General features: G+C 48.5%; 12 protein-coding genes. 9 read left to right on the forward strand and 3 right to left on the reverse strand.

Features of this window, described 5'->3' with window-relative positions; all coding sequences use genetic code 11:
- Window positions 1–6 precede the first annotated feature (6 nt).
- Window positions 7–1,806 carry an ABC transporter ATP-binding protein gene (locus ACKPVM_RS12815; RefSeq protein WP_409309466.1) on the forward strand — a complete coding sequence of 600 codons (1,800 nt, stop codon included), beginning with the start codon at window positions 7–9 and terminating at the stop codon, window positions 1,804–1,806.
- Window positions 1,807–1,892: 86 nt separating this feature from the next.
- Here the strand turns inward: ACKPVM_RS12815 and bhsA (ACKPVM_RS12820) are convergent, their stop codons facing one another.
- Window positions 1,893–2,150 carry a multiple stress resistance protein BhsA gene (gene bhsA / locus ACKPVM_RS12820; protein WP_409309468.1) on the reverse strand — a complete coding sequence of 86 codons (258 nt, stop codon included), beginning with the start codon at window positions 2,148–2,150 and terminating at the stop codon, window positions 1,893–1,895.
- Between the two features lie 457 nt (window positions 2,151–2,607).
- On the opposite strand from bhsA (ACKPVM_RS12820), the gene dgoR reads away from it, so the two are divergent.
- The 5 genes from dgoR to ACKPVM_RS12845 all read left to right on the forward strand — a co-directional run bounded on the left by dgoR (window position 2,608) and on the right by ACKPVM_RS12845 (window position 7,809).
- The gene (gene dgoR, locus ACKPVM_RS12825; RefSeq protein ID WP_409309570.1) at window positions 2,608–3,306 is read left to right on the forward strand and encodes a D-galactonate utilization transcriptional regulator DgoR; all 699 of its coding nucleotides are present in this window, start codon (window positions 2,608–2,610) and stop codon (window positions 3,304–3,306) included.
- Window positions 3,303–4,199, forward strand: coding sequence for a 2-dehydro-3-deoxygalactonokinase (locus ACKPVM_RS12830; protein WP_409309470.1), 897 nt, complete (start codon window positions 3,303–3,305; stop codon window positions 4,197–4,199). Before dgoR ends, ACKPVM_RS12830 begins: the two co-directional genes overlap by 4 nt.
- On the forward strand, window positions 4,183–4,800 hold the full coding sequence (locus ACKPVM_RS12835) for a 2-dehydro-3-deoxy-6-phosphogalactonate aldolase (RefSeq protein WP_409309472.1): 618 nt from the start codon (window positions 4,183–4,185) through the stop codon (window positions 4,798–4,800). Before ACKPVM_RS12830 ends, ACKPVM_RS12835 begins: the two co-directional genes overlap by 17 nt.
- Window positions 4,797–5,945 (forward strand): galactonate dehydratase, encoded by a 1,149-nt coding sequence (gene dgoD, locus ACKPVM_RS12840; RefSeq protein ID WP_409309474.1) that lies wholly within the window; start codon window positions 4,797–4,799, stop codon window positions 5,943–5,945. Before ACKPVM_RS12835 ends, dgoD begins: the two co-directional genes overlap by 4 nt.
- Before the next feature lie 574 nt (window positions 5,946–6,519).
- Window positions 6,520–7,809 carry an MFS transporter gene (locus ACKPVM_RS12845; protein WP_409309475.1) on the forward strand — a complete coding sequence of 430 codons (1,290 nt, stop codon included), beginning with the start codon at window positions 6,520–6,522 and terminating at the stop codon, window positions 7,807–7,809.
- A gap of 68 nt (window positions 7,810–7,877) precedes the next feature.
- Here the strand turns inward: ACKPVM_RS12845 and bhsA (ACKPVM_RS12850) are convergent, their stop codons facing one another.
- Together bhsA (ACKPVM_RS12850) and ACKPVM_RS12855 are read right to left on the reverse strand one after the other, a co-directional pair.
- Window positions 7,878–8,138, reverse strand: coding sequence for a multiple stress resistance protein BhsA (gene bhsA / locus ACKPVM_RS12850; RefSeq protein ID WP_409309477.1), 261 nt, complete (start codon window positions 8,136–8,138; stop codon window positions 7,878–7,880).
- A 294-nt stretch (window positions 8,139–8,432) separates the two neighbouring features.
- Window positions 8,433–8,789 (reverse strand): YceK/YidQ family lipoprotein, encoded by a 357-nt coding sequence (locus ACKPVM_RS12855; protein ID WP_409309572.1) that lies wholly within the window; start codon window positions 8,787–8,789, stop codon window positions 8,433–8,435.
- Between the two features lie 306 nt (window positions 8,790–9,095).
- Here ACKPVM_RS12855 and ibpA point away from each other — a divergent pair, with 306 nt between their 5' ends.
- The 3 genes from ibpA to ACKPVM_RS12870 all read left to right on the forward strand — a co-directional run bounded on the left by ibpA (window position 9,096) and on the right by ACKPVM_RS12870 (window position 11,955).
- Window positions 9,096–9,509, forward strand: coding sequence for a small heat shock chaperone IbpA (gene ibpA, locus ACKPVM_RS12860; RefSeq protein WP_409309479.1), 414 nt, complete (start codon window positions 9,096–9,098; stop codon window positions 9,507–9,509).
- A 110-nt stretch (window positions 9,510–9,619) separates the two neighbouring features.
- Entirely contained in the window at window positions 9,620–10,066 is a 447-nt protein-coding gene (gene ibpB, locus ACKPVM_RS12865) for a small heat shock chaperone IbpB (RefSeq protein WP_409309481.1), read from the forward strand.
- Window positions 10,067–10,296: 230 nt separating this feature from the next.
- Window positions 10,297–11,955: a putative transporter gene (locus ACKPVM_RS12870; protein WP_409309483.1), complete on the forward strand. Its 1,659-nt coding sequence runs from the start codon at window positions 10,297–10,299 to the stop codon at window positions 11,953–11,955.
- Window positions 11,956–12,019 lie beyond the last annotated feature (64 nt).

Genomic DNA, 12,019 nt, shown 5'->3' on the forward strand with positions numbered 1-12,019 from the left:
TCAAACATGACGTCGCCAATAATGTCCGTATCGCATCTGACGACCGCATTTCAGGTGAATGGCGAGTGGATGAATGTGGTGCGCGATCTGTCTTTCACCATTGGTGAAAAAGAAACCGTCGCCGTCGTTGGCGAATCGGGGTCGGGTAAAAGCGTGATGGCAAAGTCCATTATGCGGCTATTGCCACCGGGACAGAGTCAGGTCAGCGGGGAAATTCATTTTGGTGGTACTGAGTTGCTCTCTTTGTCGTCCAGAGCGATGCAGGATATTCGAGGTAATCGCATCGGGATGATTTTTCAGGAACCGATGACCAGCCTCAATCCGGTATTGCCGATTGGCTACCAGATTACCGAGGTTTTACGTCGTCACCGGGGAATGAATCAGGTTGAAGCAAAAGCCGAAGCGGTTCGTTTGTTGGAGAAGGTCCGTATTCCTGGTGCGAAATCGCGGTTGGATGAGTATCCACAAAGTTTTTCCGGCGGTATGCGTCAGCGTGTGGTCATTGCGATTGCATTAGCGTGTCACCCGCAATTGTTGATCGCTGATGAACCGACGACGGCACTGGATGTCACCATTCAGGCGCAAATTCTGGCGTTGATTAAAACCCTTCAGGAAGAAGAAGGGATGTCGGTCTTGTTTATTACTCATGATATGGGCGTTGTCGCGGAGGTTTCCGACCGCACGCTGGTGATGTATCAAGGTGAAATGGTGGAAAATGCGACCACCAGAGAGATCTTTCATCATCCAACGCGACCCTACACCCGAATGTTGCTTTCGGCTGTTCCTAAATTAGGGTCGATGTCCGGCACCGACTGGCCACAGCGTTTTCCACTGGTTGATCTCCAAACTGGCTCGCTCCAGCCAGCGGCGGAAACGGTCAATACGATTTCTGGTGATGCGCCGATACTGGAAGTGAAAAATCTGGTGACCCGATTCGATATTCGTTCGGGGTTTTTCCGGCGCTTGTCCGGGCGAGTACACGCGGTAGAAAACGTCTCTTTTGATTTGTGGTCAGGTGAAACGCTTTCTCTGGTGGGGGAATCGGGCTGCGGAAAATCGACGACCGGACGGTCGATTATCCGGTTGGCTGAAGCAACCAGTGGTGAAATTCTTGTGCAAGGGCGGGATATCCTTACGGCGGATAAGCAGGAGCTGTCCGAGCGTCGCCGTCAGATCCAGATGGTATTTCAGGATCCGTATGAAAGTCTGAACCCCAGAATGCGAGTGGGGGAGGCGATTGCCGAGCCCATGTTGTTCCACGGGTTGTCGAATGCTAAAACGGTGAAATCTCAGGTTCATGCTTTACTTGAACAGGTGGGGCTGCCCGCGTGGATGGCGGAGCGTTTCCCGCATCAGTTTTCCGGCGGGCAACGTCAGCGCGTGTGTATTGCCAGAGCATTGGCGCTGGAGCCCAAAATTATTATTGCTGATGAATCGGTTTCTGCGTTGGATGTGTCGGTGAAAGCACAGGTTATTAATCTGATGCTGGATTTACAGCAAAAGCTGAATCTCTCTTTTTTGTTTATTTCTCATGATATGGCTGTCGTTGAACGGATTAGCCACCGCGTGGCGGTGATGTACCTCGGCGAAATCGTGGAGATCGGCCCACGCTCGGCGATTTTTGATAATCCACAACATGAATATACCCGTCGTCTGATTGCTGCGGTGCCCGTTCCCGATCCTGATTCCAGACCTGTACGTGCGATGGTTCACGATGAACTCCGTAGTCCAGTGAGACCACCTGATTTTAACTGTCCGACACGGCGTTATCGGGAAGTCTCTCATGGGCATTTTGTACAGATTTAGGCGGGAGACGTGATCCATAAAAAAACTGACTTTACGTAAAAGTACGTAAAGTCAGTTTAATTTTTTGATTATCTTTTTGATAGCTATCAGTTGTAAATAACCGCGGTGCCACGCAGTGTGTTGTTACCCGTTGCGGAGGTAATCGTGTAGGCTTTGGCACCTGCTTTTTCTGCCTTCGCGGCCAGTTCAGCTTTCAGGGAACTCAGGTCAAGTGCTGTAGCTGTTACCACACCGGCTTTATCGAGGTTCTGTGCCTGTTGTGTCGTGACATAATCAGCGGCAGAAGCACCAAAAGACAACGTGGCGAGAACGGTAGCAGCGGCGAAGAATTTTACGTTTTTCATGTGATGTTTCCTATTCAGTTTTATTCGGAGTGAAAGGTCATTGCCTTTCGATGAAGTGAATACTACGCCGATATGCTTTGAAGGAAAAATGGAGCTTATTGATTAAATTGTTCGATTATTTTGAATGTAATTTCAGTGGTTGCTGAAATGGCGGTGTGTGATTTATTACGCCGATGTCATCTGATTACGTTGCCCCCTATCTGCGCTTGTATCCCTGCTTTATCCCCCCGTTTTCTCATCTGTATGTGAATTTTTTCTATTTCTGATGTTGCAATTTTGCTGTTATTGTCTGTTTTGTGATCCAGATTGTAGTACAACATGAATTATTGGTACTACAATGAGCGCAGAAAAAGAGAGAATACATTGGGTATTGTGCAACAGTTCTACGACGCTCGGCGGCATGACAGGTAAAGTAGAAGGGATAAAGACCAACCCGTTTTGTCCTGTTGAGGTGACGATGAACAAGCAAGCGTTGAGCAAAACCGACCGTATCATCCTGGATATCGGCCAACAGATCGTTGGCGGGAAATATGCGCCAGGTGCGCCATTACCCGCAGAAGCCGAGTTATGCGAAGAATTTCAGACTTCGCGCAATATCATTCGTGAGGTCTTTAGGGCGCTGATGGCGAAAAGGCTGGTAGAGGTGAAACGGTATCGTGGTGCGTTTGTGGCTCCGCGTAATCAGTGGAACTACCTGGATACGGAGGTTTTGCAGTGGGTACTGGCCAGCGATTACGACCCTCGTTTGATCGGTGCGATGAGTGAGGTACGTAATCTGGTTGAACCGACCATTGCTCGCTGGGCCGCAGAACGAGCGACCTCAAGCGAGCTGGCGGTAATTGAAGCGGCGCTGAACGACATGATTTCCAACCATCAGAATCGTGATGCGTTCAATGAAGCAGACATTCGTTTTCATGAGGCGGTATTAGCGGCGGTACATAACCCGGTGTTACAGCAGCTTAGCGTAGCGATCAGCTCGCTACAGCGAGCGGTTTTTGAACGAACCTACATGCCAGATGAAGACAACATGCCGCACACATTGCGTGAACACCAGGATCTTTATGATGCTATCCGGCATCAGGATATTGAAGCAGCAGAGCGGGCGGCGCTGACCATGATTGCCAGCTCAACAAAACGGTTAAAGGACATTACATGAATGATAGCTACATTGCGGTTGATTGGGGGTCGACCAACCTGCGTGCCTGGCTGTATCGGGATGGCGTCTGTATCGACAGGGTGCAATCCGAAGCTGGTGTAACCCGCCTACAGGGACAAACGCCGCAGCAGGTTTTTCAAAATACCCTCGGGCCATGGCAACAGTACAACGTACCGATTGTGATGGCTGGCATGATCGGCAGCAATGCTGGCTGGCTTTCGGTGCCTTACCTGCCATGCCCGACCCGATTGACGAATGTCGCTCACCAATTGACGCGTGTTGAAGCGGCTAACCCCTTGTCCGCTTGGATCGTGCCGGGACTGAGTATTGAGACGAGTGACAATTGTAATGTGATGCGCGGCGAGGAAACGCAACTTATCGGCGCATATCGCGAATCTCCATCGTCGCTCTACCTGATGCCGGGTACTCATTCGAAGTGGGTTCGGGCAGATGGGGATCGCGTTGTGGATTTTCGTACGGTCATGACGGGCGAGCTCCACCATTTACTCATGACGCAATCGCTTATCGGCGTGGGATTAAGTGAACAGCAATGCTCACCACAGGCTTTTCAGCAGGGGCTGATACTGGGATTTTCCGATGACAATATCATTCGCTGTCTTTTTGAAACCCGGGCGGCGCACGTATTGGGACGACTGGATAAAAGTGCCGTCAGTGACTGGCTTTCGGGGGTACTGATTGGCAACGAAATATCTCAAATGCAGCGCCAGTATCAAGTTGCGGCAGGGGAGTCCGTTACGCTGATTGGCTCGCCTTCTTTAACGGCACGCTATGAGCAAGCATTACAAAAAGCGGGATTGCGCTGGCAGTTGCTGGATGGCGATCGGGCTTTTCAAGCAGGTATAAGGAGCATTGTTAATGAGTTGGAATACTAGTCTTCCCTTAATTGCCATTTTACGCGGCATAACGCCTGAAGAGGTGGTGGAACATGTCGCGGCGTTAGTGGATGCTGGGTTTGATGCCATAGAAATTCCGTTGAATTCACCTAACCCTTACCAAAGTATTCAGTTGGCGGTTGAGCACTTTGGCGATCGCGCATTGATTGGGGCCGGAACGGTATTGGAGCCCGATAGCGTTGATAAATTGCACGCGATTGGCAGCAAACTGGTCGTCACGCCTAACATCAGCCCGGATGTGATCCGTCGTGCGGTTGAGTGTGGCATGACGGTTTGCCCTGGGTGTGCGACGGCGACGGAAGCGTTTGCTGCCCTGAATGCAGGTGCCCGATCGTTGAAAATCTTCCCGTCATCGGCATACGGGCCGGACTATATCAAGGCGCTGAAAGCGGTACTGCCAAAAGATGTCTCGGTTTTCGCCGTAGGGGGTGTCACCCCGGAAAACCTCAATGACTATCTTCGTGCGGGTTGCATTGGTGCTGGATTAGGTAGCGACCTGTATCGCGCCGGTCAGTCGGTTGATGCGACGGCACAAAAAGCCCATGCATTTGTTAAAGCCTATAAGGATGCTGTTTTATGAAAATTACCAAACTAACGACATACCGATTACCGCCGCGCTGGATGTTTTTGAAAATTGAGACGGATGAGGGGATTGTTGGCTGGGGTGAGCCGGTGATTGAAGGCAGAGCGCGTACGGTTGAAGCTGCCGTTCATGAGCTTTCTGATTATCTGATCGGTCAGGACCCGGCTCGAATTAACGATATCTGGCAAGTTCTTTATCGTGCCGGTTTTTATCGCGGTGGCCCGATTTTAATGAGCGCCATTGCCGGTATCGATCAAGCCCTGTGGGACATTAAAGGCAAGGCGCTAGGCGTCCCGGTCTATCAATTATTGGGAGGCTTGGTACGCGATAAAATTAAAGCTTATAGCTGGGTTGGCGGCGATCGTCCTTCCGATGTGATTGAGGGGATTAAAAAGCTGACAGACATTGGTTTTGATACCTTCAAACTAAATGGCTGTGAGGAAATGGGCATTATTGATAATGCGAGAAAAGTGGATGCGGCCGTTGCCGTCGTCGCTGAGATTCGCGAGGCCTTTGGTAACAAGATCGAGTTTGGTCTGGATTTCCACGGACGCGTTGATGCGCCGATGGCGAAAATTTTGATTAAGGAGTTGGAACCCTATCGTCCGCTCTTTATTGAAGAGCCGGTATTGGCTGAGCAGGCGGAATACTATCCTCGTCTGGCTGCGCAAACCCATCTGCCGATTGCAGCGGGTGAGCGTATGTTCTCTCGCTTCGATTTCAAGCGTGTGCTTGCGGATGGTGGTTTGGCTATTATTCAGCCCGATCTGTCTCATGCTGGCGGGATTACGGAGTGCTTTAAAATTGCCGCGATGGCGGAATCTTATGATGTTGCACTGGCTCCGCACTGTCCACTTGGCCCAATTGCATTAGCGGCTTGCCTACATTTGGATTTTGTTTCTCGTAATGCGGTATTCCAGGAGCAAAGTATGGGCATTCATTATAATAAAGGTGCCGAGTTATTGGACTACGTTACGAATAAAGAAGACTTTACTATGACGGACGGCCATTTCTATCCCTTAAATAAACCTGGTCTTGGCGTAGAAATTAATGAGGAGTTGGTGATTGAGCGAAGTAAAAATGCACCGGACTGGCGTAATCCGGTATGGCGTTACCCCGATGGTGCGGTAGCCGAGTGGTAAAGATATAGCTTTATACCCCAGCGGGAATAACGATATTAATCGATGATTCACACAATGTAGCGTTATATTGTGCGTCTTTTATTGGCGGTAATGATACCTGTCATATTTAAGACTGTGTGGGTCTTAACCTGTTGAGACGATACTAATCAATATTACGTTGGGGTATTAATGCGATCGTTTTTCTTGGTTATTAAAGAATAAGATGAATCATTATCTGTAGTGAAAATAATAACCTTGTATTTATTGTGATGTTCAAGGGGAATTAACGGTAATGTAAAAATAGACCACCTGCTGGTGTTGTTTATATACCAACATATCTGACAGAACGATATTACTGCCAGTGTTGAAAAAAATAAATATATACCCGTCATACTTCAAGTTGCATGTGCGTTGGCTGCGTTCAGTCACCCGAATCACTTACTCAAGTAAGCTCATCGGGATGAAATGAGAGACATCCTGTCTCTCACCTGAGGCCAGCTAAAGGCTGGTCAAATTCGTTCCTGACGAATTTGTCCTTCGCTTGCCGCCTTCCTGAAACTTGAATTATTTAGGGTATAGATAACAGGAATATAAGATGGATATGACATTAACTGCCCGACCTACAAAACGGCGTTATCTGACACTATTGATGATTTTTATTACGGTAGTGATCTGTTACGTTGACCGGGCCAATCTGGCTGTGGCTTCTGCACACATTCAGGAAGAATTCGGTATTAGTAAAACACAGATGGGATATATTTTCTCTGCCTTTGCCTGGACATATACTTTATGTCAGATTCCCGGCGGCTGGTGCCTCGACCGCGTCGGATCGAAAATGACGTATTTCATTGCTATTATGGGATGGTCAATTGCGACATTATTACAGGGGTTTGCCACAGGGCTCGCTTCATTAATTGGTTTACGTGCGGTTACCGGGTTATTTGAAGCTCCCGCATTTCCGACGAATAACCGGATGGTGACCAGTTGGTTTCCAGAACAAGAACGTGCTTCTGCCGTTGGTTTCTATACATCTGGTCAATTTGTGGGCTTAGCGTTTTTAACGCCGCTGTTAATTTGGCTTCAGGAAATATTGAGTTGGCATTGGGTTTTTATTGTTACGGGTGGAATCGGTATCGTCTGGGCATTAATCTGGCATTTTGTCTATCAGCCACCGAAAAAGAGTAAAGGGATAAATAACGCGGAACTGACATATATTGCCGAAGGTGGCGGTATTATCGATGGTGATGCGCCTTCCGAGAAAAAATCCCGTACGCCATTGACGGCGGCCGACTGGAAGTTGGTGTTTAACCGTAAATTGGTTGGCGTCTATATCGGGCAGTTTGCCGTGACATCGACATTGTGGTTCTTCCTGACGTGGTTTCCTAATTATCTGACACAGGAAAAGCATATCAGTGCGTTAACCGCAGGCTTTATGACCACGGTTCCGTTTCTGGCTGCGTTTTTTGGTGTTTTACTGTCGGGGTATGTGGCTGATCGACTGGTTCGCAACGGGAAATCCATTGGTTTTGCCCGCAAAACGCCCATCATTTGTGGTTTGCTGATCTCAACCTGCATTATGGGAGCGAATTATACCAATGATCCGATCTGGATTATGACGCTGATGGCGATTGCATTCTTTGGTAATGGATTTGCTTCTATCACCTGGTCGTTAGTGTCGTCGTTGGCACCTATTCGGTTGATTGGTCTGACTGGTGGGGTATTCAACTTTGTTGGTGGGTTAGGTGGTATCACCGTGCCGTTAATTATCGGTTATCTGGCTCAGGATTATGGCTTTGCCCCAGCTCTGACTTATATCGCCGGAGTGGCTTTGGTTGGTGCGCTGTCTTACATTTTCCTGGTTGGCAATGTTGAACGCGTAGGGTAAATACGAAGGGATAAAAAACGAACTTTCCTCATATAGGGAAAGTTCGTTTGATTTTTTGATTGATTCTATTAGTTATAAATTACCGCTGTACCGCGCAGTAGATTATTACCGGTTGCTGAGGTAATGGTATAAGTTTGTGCCCCTGCCTTTTCCGCTTTTTCCGCCAGCTGTGCTTGCAGCGAGCTAAGATCTTTAGCGCCAGTTACTGAAACAACACCCAGCTTCTGATGCTGTTTAGCCTGTTGTGCATCAATATGTTCAGCAGCGAATGTTCCAAAAGAAACGGTAGCAAGTACGATAGCAGCGGCGATGGTTTTTACGTTTTTCATGATGTCTTATCCTGTTTTGATTTATGAGGTGAAAGGCTATTTCCTTTCGATGTGAGGAATATTACGCCGATGCTTGTGAGTTAGAAAACGGAGGTTATTGAGATAGTCTTTCTGTTTTTTTGAAAAAGAATTTGGCGTGTTTTTGTACGAGTTGTGCTCAGCTATATCGTTCGAATGGTCTGGCTTGTATAGGGTTTCAGTCAGAGGATAAACGCGGCATGGGTTAATTTTTGCCACGGGAATCGGGGATGTGCAATGACATAAAGCCCCAGATAAAGAGAGTATCGTGCGGGCTTAAAGTTGGTTGTGAGTCGGTGAGGGCGATACGGTTTGTGAGTGGGCCGTTTGGTTCTCTTGCTCACTATGTGAAATTCGTTCACGCATTGAGGTGTTATCGCTTCCTGAACGATAATAATCATAGGGTAGCAACAGCGTATCTGCGACGGCAGAAAAGGGAATATCAAGTACGACCAGCGGCATCATGACCCAACTGGTTTCATCATCGCGCAGTATGTTCATACTGGCTCGAGTACCAGAGTAATACCCTTGCTCACCGCCGGTATGTGTCATGACGCTGGAGCACCCGCTGAGCGATAGGATGCCGCTGCCAGTGATGAGGAAAGAGAGGAAGGCGCTTTTCAGTATGGTCATTTTTAGCATGGTATTGTCTTTGGCCTGAAGATCATATTGCCCAGTCATCAATTTATCTGTCATTACGTCATGGATGCTTATTTCTCGCACCATTGAGTGTATGTGATAACACTCGTCTTATGAGTGAATTTTGCATGAAAAGCACGAGTTTTTCTTTTCAGGCTATTGAAAGTCTGAGAGGGGTCACCATATTGATAGTAAGCCGAACAAGAAGGATATGCCGTAAGGGTATCTGTTCAGGCTAAAAACCTGTCCTGAGGGAAGGTTGACAATTAATCCTCGCTGAATTTTTTAGGAGGCTGTTTTATGCGTAACCCCGATTTTTCTCCGCTTTATCGCTCCGCTATTGGTTTTGATCGTCTGTTTAACCTGCTGGAAAGTGGTCAGACGCAAAGCAACGGTGGCTATCCCCCTTATAACGTCGAGTTAGTCGACGAAAACCAATATCGTATCGCCATTGCCGTTGCAGGCTTTGCTGAGCAAGAACTGGATATCACCGCCCATGACAATTTGTTGATTGTCAAAGGGGCGCACGCAGGTGAACAAACCGCGCGTAATTATCTGTATCAAGGCATTGCCGAGCGCAATTTTGAACGCAAATTCCAGTTGGCTGAGCATATCCAGGTAAAGGGCGCCAATCTGCAAAACGGTTTGTTGTATATCGATCTGGAACGTATTGTGCCGGAAACGATGAAGCCGCGTCGGATTGAAATTAAATAATCGGTATTGAACCTGGATAAACGTGTGTCGTCCGCCGAATGGGGACGAGCCCAGACCCGTATTACTGCGGCTGGGAGACATGGTCTCGCTTCATAGAAGGAGTAAATATTATGCGTAACTATGATTTATCACCACTTTTGCGTCAGTGGATTGGTTTTGACAAATTAGCCAGTGCCATGGGCGGTCAGGAACCGATTGAGTTTCCTCCCTATAACATTGAGAAAAAAGACGATAACCATTATCGCATCACGCTGGCGTTGGCCGGTTTTCAGCAAAGTGAGTTGGATATTGAAGTGGAAGGCCCACGCCTGACGGTGAAAGGCACCCCTACGCCAGCAGAGAAAAAAGTGGAATATCTGCATCAGGGGTTAGTGTTCAAGCCGTTTAACCTGAGCTTTACTTTGGCAGAGCATTTGCACGTATCGGATGCGCATTTTGAGCTTGGGTTGCTGCATATCGATCTGGTCCGTGATGTGCCAGAAGCGCTGCAACCGCAGCGGATCGCCATTGGCGGCGGCCAGCCAGCATTAACTCAGTCGCCTGATGATGCGTCATAACCCTTAGCTTTTTCATCTATTGATTATCGATGCCCGTGGCTTATTTGAGTCACGGGTATTTTTTATGGCGGTTTAGTCCTGTCTATCACGCTTCGGGCTGCCGTTAACGATGTTGAAAATTTTTGTGCTGCCCGCCACGTTTCCTCCCGCGCCATTCTGCCAGAATCAATCTTAGTGAGTGTTTTGCTTTGCGTTTCCCAAGAAGATACGTCCGCACAAGGATACAAGGTATGAGTGATATTGCGCTTACCGTTAGTATGCTGGCGCTGGTAGCGGTTCTGGGGTTATGGATCGGTAACTGGCGGATTTACGGTGTAGGGTTAGGGATTGGCGGGGTCTTGTTTGGTGGGATCATCGTCGGGCATTTCGCCCAGAGCTATCAGTTTGAACTGAATAGCGACATGCTGCATTTTATTCAGGAGTTTGGATTAATTCTGTTTGTTTACACCATTGGTATTCAGGTTGGTCCGGGCTTTTTCTCTTCTTTACGTGTTTCTGGTTTACGTCTCAATGGATTTGCCATTCTTACGGTCTTTATCGGCTGTATCGTGACGGTGGCTATCCATAAAGCGTTCAATGTTCCTTTACCCATTATTCTCGGCATTTTCTCAGGTGCGGTAACGAATACGCCTTCGCTTGGTGCGGGTCAGCAAATTCTGACCGACCTTGGCACGGAGGGTGCGCTGGTGAATCAAATGGGGACCGGGTATGCCATGGCCTACCCGTTGGGTATTTGTGGCATTTTACTGGTGATGTGGTTATTGCGGGTCGTGTTTCGTGTGGTGATTGACGCGGAAGCAAAACAGTTTGAAAGCCACAACGGGCAACAGCATGAACAGTTACATACGATGAATGTGTCCGTGACAAACAGTAATTTGCAAGGGTTGGCGATTCAGGATGTCCCCATCTTGAACAGCGACACGATTGTGTGTTCCCGACTGAAACGCGGCGATGAGTTGATGGTGCCTTCACCGATGACGGTCATTCAACTGGGTGACTATTTGCATTTGGTTGGCGTGAAGAGCGATTTGGAACAGGCTCGCGTGGTGATTGGTCAGGAGGTAGATACATCGTTATCGACACGTGGCACGGCGCTGCACGTTGAACGGGTGGTCGTGACAAACGAGAAGGTGCTGGGACGTAAGATTCGCGAATTGAACCTGAAGCAAAATTATGATGTGGTTATTTCGCGTTTGAACCGTGCGGGGGTGGAGTTGGTTGCCAGCAACAACGCCAGTTTGCAGTTTGGTGACATCCTGAATCTGGTTGGTCGACAATCTGCCATTGATGCCGTGGCCGATATTGTGGGGAATGCGCAACAGAAGTTGCAGCAGGTACAAATGTTGCCCGTGTTCATTGGTATCGGGCTGGGCGTCCTGCTGGGATCTATCCCGCTATTTATTCCTGGTTTTCCGGTTGCCTTGAGGCTTGGTCTGGCTGGCGGACCGTTGGTCGTCGCGCTGATTTTGGGGCGGATTGGCGGTATCGGCAAGCTGTATTGGTTTATGCCTCCCAGTGCAAACCTCGCGTTACGTGAATTGGGTATTGTGCTGTTTTTGTCGGTAGTGGGACTAAAATCCGGTGGCGATTTTATTGATACACTATGGTACGGCGATGGGCTGTGGTGGGTGGGGTATGGCGCACTCATTACCATTATTCCATTGCTGATTGTCGGCGTATTGGCGCGAGTATTCGGCGGCATGAATTATTTAACACTGTGCGGAATGTTGGCAGGGTCGATGACCGATCCCCCAGCACTGGCATTCGCCAATGGATTGCATGCAACCAGCGGTGCGGCCGCGCTTTCCTATGCCACCGTTTATCCGTTGGCGATGTTTTTACGTATTATGTCTCCTCAACTATTAGCCGTGCTGTTTTGGACAATGTAGTGAAACATCGTTCTCCCAGACGCCGAATGTTCCGGTGTCTGGGAGAAGTAAACACGCTAACCAC

This window comes from Pectobacterium hainanensis, assembly GCF_046237015.1.
Classification (GTDB): Bacteria; Pseudomonadota; Gammaproteobacteria; order Enterobacterales; family Enterobacteriaceae; genus JBJYIN01.